This is a genomic window from Streptomyces cellostaticus (assembly GCF_001513965.1).
In the GTDB taxonomy this organism is placed as follows: Bacteria; Actinomycetota; Actinomycetes; order Streptomycetales; family Streptomycetaceae; genus Streptomyces; species Streptomyces cellostaticus.
In genome coordinates this window covers 196,806-215,447 of sequence record NZ_KQ948030.1, presented here as the reverse complement: position 1 = coordinate 215,447, position 18,642 = coordinate 196,806, and the positions used below count along the sequence as shown (strand labels likewise).

Sequence of the window (18,642 nt, the reverse complement as noted above, 5' to 3'; positions counted from 1 at the left end):
GCTGTCGGGCATGGGCCCCCAGATCCGCAACACCGACCACGCCGGCGAAGCCGCTGACGGCGAGATATGGCTGCCGGTGCTGCGCCGGGGCCGTAACGAGGTCCGAGCCCTGCTCACCGCGGTGGCCAGGGTTCATGTCCGCGGCCAAGCAGTGGACTGGGATCCGGTGTTCGCGGGAACGGGCGCCCGCCGCCGGGTCGACCTGCCCACCTACGCCTTCCAGCGCGAGCGGTACTGGCTGAACCCGGTCACGACAGGCCGGGCCGAACACCTCGGCCTGGAGAGCTCCGGTCACCCGCTCCTGGGCGCTGCCGTCGAACTGCCCGCGACCGGCGGGCTGGTGCTGACCGGGCAGCTGGCCCTCTCCGCACAGCCATGGCTGGCAGACCACGTCGTGGCCGGCCAGGTGGTGGTACCCGGAGCGGCACTCCTGGACATGGCCGTACGCGCCGGCGACGAAGCCGCATGCGGACAGGTCGAGGAACTGCTCATCGAAACGCCCCTGACACTGCCGGAGCGCGGCGGCGTGCAGGTGCAGGTGACGGTGGGCGAAGCCGACCAGGAGGGACGCCGTGAGGTCGTGGTGTTCGCGCGGACGGCCGAAGGGGCGTGGGTGCGGCATGCGTCGGGAGCGCTGACCTCGGCCGAGGCTGACGGGGATGCCGGTGCGGATGTGGCGGAGTGGGGTGCGCAGTGGCCGCCGGCAAAGGCCGTAGCGGTCGAGACGGAGGGGCTGTACGAAGGGCTGGCAGGTGCCGGGCTGGAGTACGGACCGGTGTTCCGGGGGGTTCGGGCGGCGTGGCGGCGCGGGGACGAGCTGTTCGCCGAGGTCGCGCTGACCGAGGGCACGGAGGCCTCCGGGTTCGGGCTGCACCCTGCGCTGCTCGATGCGGCTCTGCACGTCACGGAGCTGGAGTCGGTGGGCGGCGACGAGCCGTCGTTGCCGCTCGAGTGGGGTGACGTGGTGGTGCACGCGGCGGGCGCGGTGGCGGCGCGGGTGCGGATCGCCCCGTCGGCTTCGGGCGACGGAGTGTCACTCACCCTGGCCGATGCGGCCGGTGGGCTGATCGCCACGGCGGAATCGGTGGTGCTCGGGCCGCTTCCTGCGGGTTCCCTGGAGTCCGCGGCCGGAGCGGCCGGCGATGCGTTCTTCCGCGTGGAGTGGGTCCCGGCCGCCGCGGTGACGGGATCCGAGGAAGTGGGCAGCCGCTGGGCGGTGCTGGGGGAGGACGGCGGGCTGGGAGTGCCCGGCGCGGCGCTCTATGCGGACGTGACTGAACTGGTGGCCGCGGTGGAGGCGGGCGCCGAGGTGCCTGACGTGGTGGTGGCCTGCTGCGTACCCGGCATCGGAGAGGGCAGTGACGTTGCCGGGGACGGCCTTGGCTCCGACGGCGTGGCGGATGTGGCCCAGGGGGCCGTGCTGCGGGTGCTGGGCGTGGTGCAGGAGTGGCTGGGGACGGGGGTGCTGGACGGGTCGCGGCTCGTGGTGGTGACGGAGCGCGCGGTGGACGCCGGACCTGGAGTGGGCGTGCGGATGGACGGCGCCGGCGTGGCCGGCCTGGTGCGCGCGGCGGCGAATGAGCACCCGGAGCGGGTGGTGCTCGCGGATGTGGACGCGCTGGTGGGCGCAGGAGGTCTGGTGCTGGCGGGCACGGAGCTGGGGGAGCCGGAGTTCGCGGTACGGGACGCACAGGTACGGGTGCCCCGGCTGGTGCGGGCGGCCGAGGACGGGCTGGCAGTGCCGGACGGACGGCAGTGGCGCCTGGGGGTCGCGCAGCAGGGGACGGTCGAGGGTCTGGTGCTGGAGGACCAGGCAGACGGTTGGCGGCCATTGGCGGCCGGTGAGGTGCGGGTGGCCGTGCGGGCGGCCGGGGTGAACTTCCGGGACGTGCTGAACGTGCTGGGGATGTATCCCGGTGAGGCGGGCCCGTTGGGTCTGGAAGGCTCCGGTGTGGTGCTGGAGGCTGGGCCGGGCGTGGCGGACCTGGCCGTCGGCGATGTGGTGACGGGGCTGTTCCCGGGGGCGTTCGGGCCGACGACGGTGGCCGATGCGCGGCTGGTGAGGCGAGTACCGACGGGCTGGTCGTCGGCGCAGGCGGCCGCGACGCCGGTGGCCTTCCTGACGGCGTATCACGCGCTCGTGGAACTGGCCGGTCTGCAACCGGGGGAGCGGGTGCTGATCCACTCGGCCGCAGGCGGAGTGGGGATGGCCGCGGTGCAGTTGGCCCGTCATCTGGGGGCGGAGGTGTTCGCGACCGCGTCCCCGTCGAAGTGGGCGGCCGTGCGGGGACTGGGCGTTGAGGCGTCCCACATCGCCTCCTCCCGGACGACCGAGTTCGAGGAGCTCTTCCGTGACGCGTCCGGTGGGCGTGGTGTGGATGTGGTGCTGGACTCGCTGGCGGGTGAGTTCGTGGACGCCTCGCTGCGGTTGACCCGTCCCGGCGGCCGGTTCGTGGAGATGGGCAAGACCGATGTCCGCGATCCTGACGAGGTCGAGCGGCTGCACGGGGTTGCCTATCAGGCGTTCGATCTGCTGCGGCAGGATCCGGATGCGATCGGGGCGATGCTGTCCTCCCTCATGGAGCTGTTCGCCCAGGGAGTGCTCCAGCCGTTGCCGGTGGCATGCTGGGATGTGCGGCGCGCGGTGGACGCGTTCCGATTCCTGAGCCAGGCCCGTCACACCGGCAAAGTCGTGCTGACCATTCCGGCCGGGCGGGAGTCCGGGCGCGCCGGTACGGTGCTGATCACGGGTGCTTCGGGTGCGTTGGGCAAGCTGGTGGCCCGGCACCTCGTCGCGACCGGGCAGGCCCAGCGGTTGCTGTTGGTCTCACGCCGTGGTCCGGCCGCGCCGGGCATGCGGGAACTGACCGCCGACCTGCACCGGCTGGGCGCCGAGGTCACCATGACGGCCTGTGACGCGGCGGACCGGGAGCAGCTCGCCGGTGTCCTGGCCGGCGTGCCGCTGACCGGGGTCGTCCACACCGCGGGTGTGCTCGACGACGGGGTCATCGGGGCGTTGACCCCGGACCGGCTCCGGCAGGTCATGCGGCCCAAGGCCGATGCCGCCTGGCACCTGCACGAACTCACCCGTGATCTGGACCTGGACACCTTCACCCTGTTCTCGTCCATCGCCGGTGTCATCGGCAACGCCGGTCAGGCCAACTACGCGGCTGCCAACACGTTCCTGGACGCTCTTGCCGCGTACCGCCGCAGTCAGGGCCTGCCCGCCCTGTCGCTGGCCTGGGGTCCCTGGGAGGACGGCATGGCCGGCGGGCTCGCCGATGCCGACCGGCAGCGGATGGCCCGGCAGGGCCTGCGCCCGCTGGCCGGGTCCGACGGGCTGGCGCTGCTGGACTCGGCCGCGGACCGGGCAGCGTCCATGCTGGTGACGGCGCTGCTCGACCTGCCCGCCTTCCGCCGCCTCGGCAGTGCCGTGCCCGCCCTGATGACCGGCCTGGTCCGCCCTGGACGGCGTACTGCCGGGCGGCCCACCGCGGACGGGGGCAAGAACCTGGCGAACCGGCTGGCCACCCTGCCGGTCGCCGAGCGGGAGAAGGAGATCCTGAACCTGATCCTGACCCAGGCGGCTCTCGTCCTCGGCCTGCCCGGCCCGGACGCCATCGACCCCGCCCGGTACTTCCGTCAGCTCGGCTTCGACTCGCTGACCGCACTGGAGTTCCGCAACCGGATCAGCAACGCCGTCGGGCTGCGCCTGCCCGCCGCGGTGGTCTTCGACTATCCCACTCCCGCAGGGCTCGCCGGCTATCTCGGGGAGAAGATCGCCGCCCAGGAGATCGACTACCAGCCTGTGCTGAAAGAGCTCGACAAACTCGAGTCCCTGCTGTCCGTGATTGCCCAGCACAATGGCAAGAAATTGAAGATCATAACCCGCCTCGAATCCATCATGGATGATTTCCGCACGGGGGCCGCGGATGGTACGTCCGCCGACCAGGACATCGCAGAGGCAACCGATGATGAAATGTTCGATCTCATCAATAAAGAGCTGGGAATCTAGGTTGCCCGGCGATCCCGTGTGGATTCCGGCGAACCAATCGGACTCGTAAAGGGGTAACGCCATGATCTCTTCGGAAGAGATTGTGCCTGCGGAACCGGGCGTTGATGTCGAGGTTTCTCCCAAGGAAGAGGCGCTGTGGCTGCTTGAGTCGCTTGCGCCCGGTACACCGGTGAACAACCAGTCTGTGGCGTTCGCCGTGGTCGGTCGGTTGGATCCGGCGGAGCTGGAACGTGCCCTGTCCGTCCTGCTGCGCCGCCACGAGGCACTTCGCACGGTCTATTGCAGCGATGGCACGCGGATGGTCAAGCGTGTGATCGACCCGGAAGAGTTCCAGCTGAGCATCGCCCAGGTCGTTCTCCCGCACGAGCCCACCGAGGACGATCTCGCGCCGGTGACCGCCCGGCCGTTCGACCTGAACGGCCGGCCGATGCTGAGGGCGGCGCTTTTCCGGGGTCCCGATACGGACGTCTTCTGTGTGACTGCGCACCATCTGATCTTCGACGGGCTTTCTTCCGCTGTCTTTCTCGAGGAGTTCGCGGCCGCGTACGGGCAGGTCGCCGAGGGGCGGCCGGTGCTCGGCGGCACGGAGGCGCAGCCGAGCCGGCCGAGCCTCGCCTTCTGGCAGGAGGAGCTGGCGGGCGCGAGCACCGATGACCTCGAACTGGCGTGCGCGGCGCCCGAGCCCGACCGGCCGACGCTGGCCGGGGCACAGATCAGCCGCAGCCTGTCGCCGCAGGTCGTGGCCGCGGTCCGGAAACTGGGCGACGAACTGCACGCTCCGGAGTCCGTGATCCTGCTCGCGGCTTATTACGCGCTCCTGGAAGGGCATGGAGCCGGTCCTGATCTCATCGTCGGCTCCCCGGTCGATGTCCGGGCGGAGCACGCGGCCCGCGCGATCGGATACCACGTCAATTACGTGCCGTTGCGGCTGAGGGTGGATCAGGAGGAGCGCGTACGCGATCTGGTGCTCAGGAGCAACGAAACGCTGCTGGCGGCCGCGTCGCACGCCGACGTTCCCGTGGACGCGCATGCCGATCTGATGCCCAGATCCCGGTCCGGCCGACGGGCCACACCCTTTCGGTATGTATTCCAGTGCCGGGCGGGAAACGATCTCGCCGAATTCCGTATCGGCGGCCTCGTGGCCCGGCCTTTCCTGCCCGGGAACGGTTTCAGCAAGTTCGACATCGACTTCTCCGTTGCCGTAACGGATGATTCCATCGAGGTGCGGGCCCGCTACCGTACCGAGCTGTTCGAGCAGTCCGACGCCGAACTCCTGCTGGCGCGCTACGAGGCGGTGCTCTCGTCGTTCGTGGACGACGCCGATGGCAGGGTCGGGGACGTCCGGATGTGGAGTGCGCGAGACCGCGAGGTCATCGGGGCGGCCAACGATACGGTTCAGCCCGTCGAGCCCGCTTCCGTCCTGCGTGCCGTTCAGGACCGCGTGGGCCGGACGCCCGACGCCGTCGCCGTCGTGGACGGCGAGCAACTCGTGACCTACCGACGCCTGTGGAACGCGGCGCACGACATATGCGAGCTGATCCGGAGTACCGGCCTGGGCGCCTCGGATGTGGTGGCGGTGGCCCTCCCGCGCAGCGCCGAACTGGTCGCCGCGGTCCTCGGGGCCTGGCTGGCAGGCGCGGCCTACCTGCCGATCGACTCGGCTCATCCCGAGGAGCGGATCAGGTACCAGCTGTCGGACTCGGCCGCGAAGGTCCTCCTGGCGACCGAGGACATGGCGCACTTCGCGGACGGCGGCCTCACGGTACTCACGGTGCCGACGGTGAACGGCGCATCGGACAGCGAAGTCATCGGCACCCGGCCCGTGGTGGTCGATCCGGCAGCCTGCGCGTACCTGATCTACACCTCCGGATCGACCGGCCGCCCGAAGGGCACGCGGGTCAGCCACTTGGCACTGGCCAACCTGACCATGCACTTCGTCGAGGAACTGGGGGCGGCAGCCACCGACACGATGCTGTGGCTGACCACGTTCGCCTTCGACATCTCCGGCCTCGAGCTGTTCGTTCCCCTGGTCTCGGGTGGCCGCCTGGTGCCCGCCCCCGACGCGGCCAGGAGCGACGGCCGGGTCCTGCGCGAGCTGGTGGAACGCCACGGCGTGAGGTTCATCCAGGCGACGCCGACGACCTGGCGCCTCGTCATCGACCGGGTAGAAGGCAGCCTGGGCGGCCGCACCGTTCTGGCGGGCGGCGAGCCCGTGCCCGTCTGGCTGGCCCAGCGGCTCGTGGCCGCCGGCAGCGAGTTCCACCACGTGTACGGGCCGACCGAGACGACCATCTGGTCGACGTCGCGCGTCGTGTCGGACGAGACCGAAGCACGACTCGACGTCGGCCGGCCGATACGCAACACCCAGGTCCTCATCCTCGACCAGTACGGTCGTAACCTCCCGCTCGGCGTCCGCGGCGAACTGTGCATCGCGGGCGCGGGAGTGGCGATCGGATATCACGACCGGCCGGAGCTCAACGCACAACGTTTCGGCGAGCACCGCGAGTTCGGCCGCTACTACCGCACGGGCGACGTGGCCCGCTGGCGCGAGAACGGTGTGCTCGACCTGTTCGGCCGGAGCGACCGGCAGGTCAAACTCCGCGGGAACCGTATCGAACTCGGCGAGATCGAGGCGACGCTGCTGGCACACCCGGAGGTCGGCGCGGCCGCCGTGATCATGATCGGGGACCCGAGCGCGGACGCCGTGCTCATCGGCTGTCTGGAGCCGGCCGACGGCTCGCTCGACATCGAGAGCGTCTGGGAGCACGCCCGCGCGCACCTGTCCCGGTCGATGCTCCCCGGCGACTTCTTCACGGTGGACGCGCTGCCGGTCAACGGGAGCGGGAAGGTCGACTACCCTGCCCTCACCCGGCTCGTCGCCGAACGGCGTGAGCACGCTGCCGGCGCGCGGCTGGAGCTGGACCACCCGGACCTGGACGACGAGCTGACAGCCCAGCTGACGGCGCTGTGGCGGACCATCCTCAAGCGCGAGGACATCACCGCCGACGCGGACTTCTTCGAGTACGGGGGCAACTCCATGCTGGCCGCCTGGGCGATGCAGGAACTCCAGAACATGAGCGGCATCTCGCTGAGCCTCGCCGAGATGTTCGAGAGGCCGACTCCGCGGGGCCTGGCCGTCCGCGTCCGGGACACGGCACGGGAGGAATCAGCCACCGGGTGAGACGGTCGTACGGGGATCAGGGGCGGGACGCTCGACGGGCGTCGGCGCTGACGGCCACGCCGCAGACGAGCCCCACGCGTTCGCGTGCAAGGAGCTTCAACTCGGCGACAGGCATGTGTCACGGCGTATGCCTGCGCACCCCGTCGGCGCGCGGCGCGCCGGAGGCGGTGATGGCTGTGCCGGACACGGAGGTTTCTCCCGGCGAGTTCTGATGTGGGCGGCCGTCGGCGGTCGTTGGCCGGCCTAGGCGGTGGCAGAGCGCTTACCGGCCAGGGCGAGGAGCGCGTCCTCCAGCGTCGCCTGGTCGACGCGAAGGTGTTCAGCCATGATCTGGTGGCGCGCCAGCAAGCAGGTGACCGCGCTCAGCGCGTTGTGGTTGCCGGCCACCACTACGTAGTCGCCTTGGCGGGTGACAGCGCTCACGTCGGGCAGCTGTGCCAGCAGAGCATCATCGAGCGGCGCGGAGGGGCGGAACTGGATGCGCTGCTCGGTCCGGACCCGCTCGGTCAGCCCGGCCGGGGTGTCGGTGACCGCGATGCGGCCCTTGTCGATCAGTGCGATCCGGTCGCACAGTCGCTCGGCTTCCTCCATGCAGTGCGTGACCAGGAGGATGGTGACGCCGCTGTCGCGGACCGTTTCGATCAGTTCCCAGGTGTCGCGCCTGGACCGCGGGTCCAGTCCGGTGGTGAGCTCGTCGAGTACCGCCACCTGCGGGTTTCCGACCAGGGCGAGTGCGACGGACAGACGCTGCTTCTGGCTGCCGGACAGCTTGCCGCACGCGCTCCCGCCGTTGGAGCCGAGCCCGAGCGCGTCCATGAGATGCCGCCAGTCGGCGGGGTTGCGGTAGAAGGAACTGTAGAGCGACAGCGCCTCCGCGACCTGCATCCGGTCGGGTAACTGGCCGTCCTGCAGCTGCACGCCGAGCTGCTGGGTGACCTCGGCCCGCTCCTGACGGGGATCGAGACCGAGCACGTTGATCTCGCCGCCGTCACGGTTCCGCAGCCCCTCGACGCATTCCACGGTCGTGGTCTTGCCCGCGCCGTTGGGGCCGAGAATCCCGAAGATCTCACCTTCCTCGACGGTGAAGGAGACATCATCGACCGCCACGAGGTGGCCGTACTTCTTATGCAGGTTCTGCACCTCAATCACTGCGGACATGATCCGGTCCTTTCGAGTGCCCGTTGAACGTGACGACACTAGGAAAGATAGGGTCGGCCTGCCTGTTCCTGGTATCCCGCTATACCCCGTGGGCGGTGGGGCTAGCCCCACTCGATTTCCAGGCCATCATGTTCAAACATTCGAGTACCGATAAAGATCACGCCGAATGACCGATGTTGTACGCGATTTGACGAACAAACCGAACATCGGGTCCGAAAGAGCCCGGCGACTGGCCGTACTCGGTCCGATGGCCCGGTGTGGAAGGGCTGAAACTCGCTGGTGAGGGCAGGCTGTCGCAGTAGCTGACCAGCCGGGTGACGGACGACATGGCTGAATTGCAGCGCAGCGGGGTGTGAAGTCCTCAGGTTCTGGAAGACGAGCCGAAAGGCCTGAAGGGTGCCGCTCTGTGCATTTCGGGTTTCCTCCGAAGGGCAACCGCCTCGGCTGCCGAATAACTCGACAGCGCGGATCGAACCTGAATATGGCGTGCCGTATCCGGAATTCTCGACGACTACCCGGAAATTGATTCCCGTCGCGCAAAAGGCCGAATCTCCGGGCCGGTCGCCCGGCCGAGCCGGCTGACCTTCACTGCCCGGAGATCACTGATCGCTCTGTCCGCCGGCACCGAGATAGGTGAGAACGGCCCGGACCCGGCGGTTGGTGTCGTCATCGGCGGCAAGGCCGAGCTTGGCGAAGATCGTGGTCGTGTACTTGCTGATGGCACCCTCGCTGAGGAACAGCCGGCCCGCGATCGCCGCGTTGGACAGGCCCTCGGCCATCAGGGCGAGCACCGAGCGTTCCCGCTCGGTGAGCGTGGCGAGCGGATCGGCTCGCATGGGCCGGCCCAGCAGCTTCGCCACCACCGTGGGGTCAAGCGCCGTGCCGCCGTCAGCGACGCGGTTGAGCGCGTCCATGAACTGGCCGGCGTCCAGCACACGATCCTTGAGCTGGTAGCCGACGCCGCCGTGCCCGTCGGCGAGCAGCTCGCGCGCATACAGCTGTTCCACGTGCTGCGAGAGGATGAGCACGGGCAGCCCCGGCAGCACCCGGCGCGCGGCGAGGGCGGCCTGAAGTCCCTCGTCGGAGAACGTCGGTGGCAGACGGACGTCCACGATGGCCACATCAGGCCGTTCGCTGATCAGCGCGTCGAGCGTGGCGGGACCGCTGTCGACCGCCGCGACCACGGAATGCCCGTGCGCCTCGACGAGACGGACCATCCCGTCGCGGAGCAGGAACAGATCTTCGGCTACGACAATGCGCACGGTACCGCCACGGTGATATGGGTAGGGCCTCCGGTCGGGCTTTCGATCTCCAGGCAGCCGCCGAACGCCGTCATCCGACGTTCGATCCCGCTCAGCCCGGAGCCTTCCGACGCGGCGGCCCCGCCGACCCCGTCGTCGGTCACGGACGCGGTGAGCGTCTGCGCGGCATAGTCGAGCTCGACCGTCACCTCGGATGCCCGAGCATGCTTGGCTACGTTCGCCAGGAGTTCCGCGACGGCGAAATAGACCGCCGACTCGACCGGACGTTCGGGTCGGGAGGGCACCGCGCTGTGCACGGTGACCTCGACAGGAGCGTCGAGTGCCAGGGCCCGGACGGCGTCCACCAGGCCGCGCTCGGCGAGCACGGGCGGGTTGATGCCCCGGACCAGCGACCGCAGCTCGGCGAGCGCGGTGGCCGACGTGGCACGGGCGTCGGCAAGGATCCTCTTCGCGGCGGCCGGATCGGTGTCGACGAGTTGCTCGGCGGCCCCCATCGACATACCCATGGCGACCAGCCGGGCCTGAGCTCCGTCGTGCAGACCCCGCTCGATGCGCTCCAGCTCGGCTGCCTGCGTCTGGGTCAGGTCTGCTCGGATGGCCTCCAGCTCCTCCACCCGCCGGCCGAGCAGCGAGCGCGGGGCGGGCCCGAGGAACCGGGCTGCCAGGGGGCCGAAGATCCTCCATGCGAACGGGGCGCCGACCAGGCTGGCCGCGATCACGGCGATGCCGTATCCGAGAAGACCTGAGGCCAACGTCATGTACAGCCCGCTGGCGAGCCCGAGCAACGGCAGGGCCGCGACCGGCAACACGGTCACCGCGGCGACCACGGCCCACAGCCCGTCCCACTGCAACTGCGGATCATGGAATCGGGCGTTCAGCCGGGCCCGGCGGCGTGCCTCCCGCTCGGACCGGTGGTACTCCTTGCCGTCCCACCAGTAGCCCGTGGCCATCCGGGTGATCGGCGGAACGGGGCGGTACTCGGCCTGAATCTCCATTCCGAGCCAGTCTTCAGCACGCTGCCGCGCGGCCTGGCTGAGGGCCCGGCTGATCAGCAGGTGCGCGATCCAGACGGCCACGGCGATCCACACGATCACCATCAACGTCTCTCCGAGGACCGCCAGCGCCCGGATGAACCAGGATGCGGTCGACCCCGCGGACCAGGAATAGGCCACCTCGGAGCCGCCGATCCCGACGAGCAGTCCCATCGCCGGTATCACGCCGGTGAGGCCGACCAGCACCGCGGACCGGTACAACCCGAGCACGATCTCGGAGCACCAGCGCAGCGGACCACCCACCGCAGGCCATCTCATCCGCCTGATCCTTCCAGCACGCCGACCATTGTGCCAGTCATACCCCGCCCGTGAAGGTCCCGTTGAGGGCAGACCACTGGCCGAGGACCGCGGGGCGATGCCGGTGGCCGCTCCGACACATCCGTGCCGCCGGACGGGCGCTTTCTCACCGGACATAGTCAATTCCCTCACTGGTCGGCTCATCGTCGGCGGCCGGCGGGCAGGCGGCCGACTGGTCAGCGGCCGGGTGGTCATCGGTCCGCCGGGCGCGCCGCCGGTCGGGTCAGGGCTGTCCCGTGGCTGGGCAGGCCGATCGCCCGGGGGATGTAGCGACCGATGCCGGCCCAGCCGTCACCAGGACCATGCCGGTGACCATCGGGGCGCGGGCTCAGGCGGTGCAGCGGGAGGAAAGCCATTCCTTTCTTCTCCCGTGCCCGGGTGAGGCCGATTCGCCCCTCCGACACCGAAGAAGGTACGTTCGGCCACCCTGCGCCTGGTATCCCGCTACACCCACGCGGGCAGTGGGTCTAGCCCCACGCATGTGCGACCACCGCCGTACGGGACATCCGCTGACGTCGGCACGCGCCCGGTCCCTTCGCCGCAACGATCTTGGCGCAACCCGTAACCCGCAGGTTGCTTCGCGGTTGGTAGGGGGTGGGGGGCCTGCTGCCTGTGCCCGGTCCCCGCGGATCAATTTGCCTCTGGACAGCGGGGAGGACAGCGAGCCGTGGCCGTGACCGAATCGGTGGCAGAAGGCGCGTACGGGGGAGCGCGCGCGGTGCACGAGGGGATCCTGCGGCGCCAGTCGGCGCGCGAATCCGCCGCGCGCACCTACGCCCGGGCCCTGCCCATCGTGCCCGTCCGGGCACGGGGCATGACCATCGAGGGCGCCGACGGCCGCCGCTATCTGGACTGCCTCTCCGGCGCCGGAACACTCGCTCTCGGCCACAACCACCCGGTCGTCCTGGAGGCCATCCGCCGCGTCCTCGACTCCGGCGCCCCGCTCTCCGTCCTCGACCTGGCGACCCCCGTCAAGGACGCCTTCATCACCGAACTGTTCCGCACCCTGCCGCCCGGATTCGCCGAGCGCGCCCGCGTCCAGTTCTGCGGACCGGCCGGCACCGACGCGGTCGAGGCCGCCTTCAAACTGGTCCGGGCCGCGACCGGGCGCACCGGCATGCTCGCCTTCGCCGGCGCCTACCACGGCATGACGGCCGGAGCCCTGGCCGCCTCCGGCGGCGCCGCCGACGTACGGGTCGCCCGCCTGCCGTACCCGCAGGACTACCGCTGCCCCTTCGGCGTCGGCGGCCCACGCGGTGCCGAACTCGCCGCCCGCTGGTGCGAGTCCCTCCTCGACGACCCCAAGTCGGGTGTACCGCTGCCCGCCGGGATGATCCTCGAACCCGTCCAGGGCGAGGGCGGGGTGATCCCGGCGCCGGACGACTGGCTGCGCCGCATCCGGCAGATCACGGCCGACCGGTCCATCCCGCTGATCGCCGACGAGATCCAGACGGGCGTCGGCCGGACCGGTGCCTTCTGGGCCGTCGAGCACAGCGGTGTTACGCCCGACGTCATGGTCCTGTCCAAGGCCATCGGCGGCAGCCTCCCCCTGGCCGTGCTCGTCTACCGCGACGACCTCGACGTCTGGCAACCCGGCGCCCACGCCGGCACCTTCCGCGGCAACCAGCTCGCCATGGCCGCGGGCACCGCCACCCTGGCCCACGTCCGCGAGAACGGCCTGGCTGAACGAGCCGCCGCCCTCGGCTCCCGGATGCTGTCCCAACTGCGCGAATTCCAGGCGGAGTTTCCCTGCGTGGGGGAGGTCCGGGGGCGCGGCCTGATGATGGGGGTCGAGCTGGTGGACCCCGAGAGTGAGGGGACCGGCCCGGACGAGAAACCCTCCGCCGACGACCACTGCGTCGCGATGAACGGCCTGGAGCCCACCCGCACCCCGCACCCTGCCGACCCCGAACTCGCCGCGGCCGTCCAACGGGAGTGCCTCCACCGCGGCCTCATCGTGGAACTCGGAGGCCGCCACGCCGGCGTCGTACGGCTTCTTCCTCCCCTGACCATCAGCGATGAGCAGGCGACAGCCGTGCTCGACCGCCTGACCGACGCGGTGGCCGCGGCGGCGGCACGCCGTCAGCAGGACCACGGACGCCGTCACCGCCATCACGACGGCCCTGCCGAACGCACCGGCTAGCAGCCGCACACACCCGGCCGCGCCGCCGAAGCCGGCGAGCACGACACGGCCCGCTTCACATCCCACCTCAACCACACCTCCGTCCAGGACTTCCTGTCCGACACCGTCATTCCTCCACCATCCGTCAGACACTCCGACCGCCCTCGCAGCCCCCGCCCGACGCGGCTCCCCTCCGGCGCCACCAGGACGCCCCGTCGATGGCGACTCGACGACCGAGCGGACGACCGGACGAGAACGACCCCCGCAAGACCCAGCCCAGCCCCCGAGGAGCCGTCTTGAACGCCACCCCGACACCCGACGGCCGTTCCGGCGGCCCCGACGACCAGGGAGACCCCGGCGCCCAGCCCTCACCCGTGCCGCTCGCCGAGTCCGTGCCCCAGCAGAAGAGGCGAACCCCCGGCGCCACGCCACCGGGAGGGCCCGGCACCGACCCGCTGGAAGATCCGGACCCGCACACCGCCGCCCAGGCCGCAGTTGTGGAGAACCTCCTCCGCTGCTGGGTGCGCGAGACGAACTTCCCCGCCTCCGCCATCGGCACCCTCTACATTCCCCTGCCCGCCAGCGGCACCGCCCTGATCGCACCGGTCCGCTACGGCTCCCCGACGGGCTGGCACCGCTTCGGCCCCCCTCGTCTCGCCGGCGCCCCCGAAGCCGCCCCGCCCGTCGACGCGGTCACCCTCGCAGCCCTGCTCGCCCGGGAGACGCCCGCCGGCACGGCCGACACCACCGGCACCTCGAACCCCACCCCCGCCGACGACGGCGGCGACCTCGTCGCGAGGGTGGCCGACTCCCTGCGCCGCACCGCGACCTTCATCCGCGACCGGCGCGCACACCCGGCCGACGGCCCGGACCTCTTCCTCGGTGCCGAGCAGGCCCTCCTCCTGGGCCACCCTCTGCACCCGACCCCCAAGAGCCGGGAGGGCCTGACCGAGGCCGAAGCCCTGCGGTACTCACCGGAGTTGCGTGGTTCCTTCCCCCTGCACTGGATGGCAGTCGCCCCCTCTCTGCTCGCGACCGACTCGGCCTGGACCGAGCGCGGCCGTCCCGTCACCGCAGACCACCTCTCCCGACGACTCGCCGAAGCAGCCCTGCCCCTGCCCGACGGGTACGCCGCCCTGCCCCTGCACCCCTGGCAGGCGCGCGAGGTCCGGCACCGCGAGACGGTCGCTGCCCTGCTCGACTCCGGCCTGCTCCGCGACCTCGGTCCGCTCGGCTCCCCCTGGCACCCCACCTCCTCCGTACGCACAGTCCACAGATCCGGCGCCCCCGCGATGCTCAAGCTGTCGCTGGGCCTGCGCATCACCAACTCCCGGCGCCAGCACCTGCGCAAGGAACTCCATCGCGGAGTTGAGGTGCACCGGCTGCTGCGCAGCGGCCTGTTCAAGCAGTGGCAGGCCGTACACCCCGGCTTCGACATCGTCCGCGACCCGGCCTGGCTCGCCGTGGACGACCGGGACGGTCGGCCCATGCCCGGCCTCGACGTCGTGATCAGGCACAACCCGTTCGCCCCGGCCGACGACGTCAGCTGCGTCGCCGGACTCGTCTCGCCCCGTCCCCTTGCCGGGCCGGGCACCAACACCTCGCGGGCGCAGAGCACTTGGCCGCTCAGGTCCCGTCTGGCCCAGCTCGTCGCACGGCTCGCCGCACACACCGGCCGGACCGTCCCAGCCGTCGCCACGGAGTGGTTCCTGCGCTACCTCGAGCAGGTCGTCCGGCCTGTACTGTGGCTGGACAGCGAGGCCGGAATCGCCCTCGAGGCCCACCAGCAGAACACACTGCTCCTGCTCGACCGTGACGGCTGGCCCGTCGGCGGCCGCTACCGCGACAACCAGGGCTACTACTTCCGCGAGTCCCGACGCCCCGAACTCGACGCGCGGCTTCCCGGCATCGGCGAGCGCAGCGACACGTTCGTCTCCGACGAGATCACCGACGAACGCTTCGCGTACTACCTCGCCATCAACAACGTGCTCGGCCTCATCGGCGCGATCGGCTCCCAGCAACTGGCCGACGAGCGACTGCTCCTCGCGGCGTTCCGCCGCTTCCTCACCGGAGTCGCCTCGGGACCCGATCCCCTGCGCACCTCGCTGCCCGGTCTTCTGCTCGAGTCGCCCGTCCTACGCTGCAAGGCCAACCTGCTCACCCGGCTGCACGGCCTCGACGAACTCGTCGGCCCGGTCGACACCCAGTCCGTCTACGTCACCATCGCCAACCCCCTTCACTCCTGAACGAACCGCACCCTCTTCCCCTATATCCGAGGACCACGACCCCCTTCGTCTCCTGATTCGTCTCCTGAGAGGAACGCACCGTGCCTCCCACCGACGCGACCGCCGGCACCGGCCCCGTCCCCGTCCACCCGGGCTGCTCCGACCCCGCAGACACCGCAGGCACGGGAGACACCTCTTCCTTCGAGGACGGCGAGGACACGCTGGAGCTGCGCCTGCCCGACGAGTTCGCCGCCCACTTCGCCGGGGGGACAGCCGACGTGGAGAGCGGCGGACGAGGGACAGAGCAGGGGCGGGCCGGTGCCTCCGCCGTGAGATTCGGCCGAGCTGAGGCGCGCCGTGCCGAGGCCAAGGACGACCTGCTCGACCACGTCTCCATCTGGGGGCCGACCCTCACCTCCGTAGGGCCTTTCCAACTGGTGCCCGCACGCGTCGAGCATGACCTGCCGCTCATCCACCGCTGGATGAACGACCCCACCGTCACCGCGTACTGGGAGCTGGCCGGGCCCCAGAGCAGGACGGAGAGCCATCTGCGCGCTCAACTCGACGGCGACGGACGCAGCCTGCCGTGTCTAGGCCTGCTGGACGGCACCCCCATGAGCTACTGGGAGATCTACCGGGCAGACCTGGATCCGCTGGCCCGCCACTATCCGGCCCGTCCGCACGACACCGGGATCCACCTCCTCATCGGCTGTACCGCCGACCGAGGGCGCGGACTTGGATCCGCCCTGCTCAGAGCCGTAGCCGATCTGATCCTGGACCGTCGCCCGGCCTGCGCTCGCGTCGTCGCGGAACCCGACCTTTGCAACACCCCCTCCGTATCCGCCTTCCTCAGCGCCGGCTTTCGGTTCGCGGCAGAGGTCGACCTGCCCGGGAAACGGGCCGCCCTCATGATCCGGGACCGAGTCCTGCGCGGTCTGATGTAACGCTGCGTGACTGCGCATTCACATGTGGAACGCTGCTCGGGCCGCTCCGGTTCCCACTCGCCGGGACGAATTGCGGAGCCCGCCGACAGATCCGTACCCGCAGCCCGACCTTGCCGCCGTGAGGCCAAGCCATACGCGTCGCTCGACCTCGCCTCCGCAAGGCCGGGCCGCAATGGTCCGCAGCCTGGGCCGGGCCGCAACAGCCCGATTCCCGACCTGGCCGGTGCACCGCAACCGCACCGTCCTCCCACCACCACAACGCATCCGCAGGCCGCAGCGTGCCCATCCGACACCCCCGTCTCGTCCCATCCCTCCCAGGAGCCCAGGCAGTGATCCCACCCCTCGTCCCAGCCGTGATCGCCCGTTTGTCAGTGCCGGGCCGTAGGGTGGTCGGGCTATGACGAAGCCCTCACTCCGCGAACTCCTGCATGCCGCTGTCGCAACCGTCGGCGGTACGGAGCGCCCCGGCCAGGTGACCATGGCCGAATCGGTCGCCGAGGCGATCGACGACGGATCCCACCTGCTGGTCCAGGCCGGCACCGGCACCGGAAAGTCGCTGGGCTATCTCGTGCCCGCGCTCGCGCACGGGGAGCGAGTGGTCGTGGCCACGGCCACGCTCGCGCTGCAGCGCCAGCTCGTGGAGCGGGACCTGCCGCGCACGGTCGACGCCCTGCACCCGCTGCTCAGGCGCCGCCCGGAGTTCGCCATGCTCAAGGGCAGGTCGAACTACCTGTGCCTGCACCGCCTGCACGAGGGCATGCCGCAGGACGAGGAGGACGGGCTCTTCGACCAGTTCGAGGCCGCCGCGCCCACCAGCAAGCTGGGCCAGGACCTGCTGCGCCTGCGCGACTGGTCCGACGAGACCGAGACCGGCGACCGCGACGACCTCACCCCGGGTGTCTCCGACCGCGCCTGGGCACAGGTGTCGGTGTCGTCCCGGGAGTGCTTGGGCGCGTCGAAATGCGCTTACGGCGCCGAGTGCTTCGCCGAGATGGCCCGCGAGCGTGCCAAGCTGGCCGAGGTCGTCGTCACGAACCACGCGCTGCTGGCCATCGACGCCATCGAGGGCGCCCCGGTACTGCCCCAGCACGAGGTGCTGATCGTGGACGAGGCGCACGAACTCGTCTCCCGCGTCACCGGCGTCGCCACCGGCGAACTCACGTCCGGCCAGGTCAACCGTGCGGTGCGCCGGGCCGCCAAGCTCGTCAACGAGAAGGCCGCCGACCAGCTCCAGACCGCCGCCGAGGGCTTCGAGCGGCTGATGGAGCTGGCCCTGCCCGGCCGTCTGGAGGAGATCCCGGAAGACCTCGGCTATGCCCTGATGGCGCTGCGGGACGCCGCCCGTACGGTCATCTCCGCAATCGGCGCGACCCGCGACAAATCGGTCCAGGACGAGGACGCGGTCCGCAAGCAGGCGCTGGCCTCGGTGGAGACGGTGCATGACGTGGCGGAGCGCGTCCTGAACGGCTCGGAGTGGGACGTGGTCTGGTACGAGCGCCACGACCGCTTCGGTGCCTCGCTGCGAGTCGCCCCCATGTCGGTCTCCGGGCTGCTCAGGGAGAAGCTCTTCGCGGACCGCAGCGTCGTCCTCACCTCGGCGACCCTCAAGCTGGGCGGCGACTTCAACGGCGTCGGCGCCTCTTTGGGGCTCGGCCCCGAGGGCATCGAGGGCGAGGACCTGCCGCAGTGGAAGGGCGTCGACGTCGGCTCGCCCTTCGACTATCCCAAGCAAGGCATCATGTATGTCGCCAAGCACCTCGCGCGCCCCGCACGCGACGGCGAGCGCGCCGACATGCTCGACGAGCTGACCGAGCTCATCCAGGCGGCCGGCGGCCGCACCCTCGGCCTGTTCTCGTCGATGCGGGCCGCCCAGCTCGCTGCGGAAGAGCTGCGCTCCCGGGTCCCGGAGTTCCCGATTCTGCTCCAGGGCGAGGAGACACTGGGCGAACTGATCAAGAACTTCGCGGCCGACCCCGCGACCTGCCTCTTCGGCACGCTGTCGCTGTGGCAGGGCGTCGACGTCCCGGGGCCCAGCTGCCAGCTGGTCGTCATGGACAAGATCCCGTTCCCGCGCCCCGACGACCCGCTGATGAGCGCCCGCCAGAAGGCGGTGGAGGACGCCGGTGGCAACGGCTTCATGGCTGTGGCCGCCACCCACGCAGCCCTGCTCATGGCCCAGGGCGCCGGCCGTCTCGTACGGGCCTCCGGGGACCGAGGTGTGGTCGCCGTACTGGACCAGCGCCTCGCCACCGCACGGTACGGCGGCTATCTCAAGGCCTCGCTGCCCGACTTCTGGTACACGACGGACCGTAACCAGGTGCGCAGGTCGCTCGCTGCGATCGACGCGGCTGCGAAGCAGGCGGGAGAGTAAGCCCTTCCTGCCTGG

9 protein-coding genes are annotated in these 18,642 nt (G+C 70.6%); 6 read left to right on the top strand and 3 right to left on the bottom strand.

Annotation, left to right across the window (positions count from 1 at the left end):
* Together AQI88_RS48565 and AQI88_RS27375 are read left to right on the top strand one after the other, a co-directional pair.
* Window positions 1-4,015: SDR family NAD(P)-dependent oxidoreductase (locus tag AQI88_RS48565; protein WP_159050403.1), on the top strand; the 4,015-nt coding region annotated here is incomplete at its 5' end.
* A 61-nt stretch (window positions 4,016-4,076) separates the two neighbouring features.
* Complete coding sequence (locus AQI88_RS27375) at window positions 4,077-7,196, top strand: non-ribosomal peptide synthetase (protein ID WP_079057832.1); 3,120 nt, start codon at window positions 4,077-4,079, stop codon at window positions 7,194-7,196.
* A gap of 243 nt (window positions 7,197-7,439) precedes the next feature.
* On the opposite strand, the gene AQI88_RS27370 is transcribed toward AQI88_RS27375, so the two are convergent.
* The 3 genes from AQI88_RS27370 to AQI88_RS27360 all read right to left on the bottom strand — a co-directional run bounded on the left by AQI88_RS27370 (window position 7,440) and on the right by AQI88_RS27360 (window position 10,926).
* On the bottom strand, window positions 7,440-8,354 hold the full coding sequence (locus tag AQI88_RS27370; RefSeq protein WP_067004163.1) for an ABC transporter ATP-binding protein: 915 nt from the start codon (window positions 8,352-8,354) through the stop codon (window positions 7,440-7,442).
* A 599-nt stretch (window positions 8,355-8,953) separates the two neighbouring features.
* Complete coding sequence (locus AQI88_RS27365) at window positions 8,954-9,616, bottom strand: response regulator transcription factor (RefSeq protein ID WP_067004161.1); 663 nt, start codon at window positions 9,614-9,616, stop codon at window positions 8,954-8,956.
* A complete protein-coding gene (locus AQI88_RS27360; RefSeq protein ID WP_244184347.1) occupies window positions 9,601-10,926 on the bottom strand; it encodes a sensor histidine kinase in 1,326 nt (441 codons plus the stop codon). Before AQI88_RS27360 ends, AQI88_RS27365 begins: the two co-directional genes overlap by 16 nt.
* 706 nt (window positions 10,927-11,632) lie before the next feature.
* Here AQI88_RS27360 and AQI88_RS27355 point away from each other — a divergent pair.
* From AQI88_RS27355 to AQI88_RS27340, 4 genes are all read left to right on the top strand, one after another.
* Window positions 11,633-13,108, top strand: a complete 1,476-nt coding sequence (locus tag AQI88_RS27355; RefSeq protein WP_079057831.1) for a diaminobutyrate--2-oxoglutarate transaminase family protein — start codon at window positions 11,633-11,635, stop codon at window positions 13,106-13,108.
* A gap of 275 nt (window positions 13,109-13,383) precedes the next feature.
* Window positions 13,384-15,333, top strand: coding sequence for an IucA/IucC family protein (locus AQI88_RS27350; protein WP_208615911.1), 1,950 nt, complete (start codon window positions 13,384-13,386; stop codon window positions 15,331-15,333).
* Window positions 15,334-15,413: 80 nt separating this feature from the next.
* Window positions 15,414-16,256, top strand: a complete 843-nt coding sequence (locus tag AQI88_RS27345; RefSeq protein WP_067004159.1) for a GNAT family N-acetyltransferase — start codon at window positions 15,414-15,416, stop codon at window positions 16,254-16,256.
* A gap of 397 nt (window positions 16,257-16,653) precedes the next feature.
* Window positions 16,654-18,627, top strand: coding sequence for an ATP-dependent DNA helicase (locus tag AQI88_RS27340; protein WP_067004157.1), 1,974 nt, complete (start codon window positions 16,654-16,656; stop codon window positions 18,625-18,627).
* Window positions 18,628-18,642 lie beyond the last annotated feature (15 nt).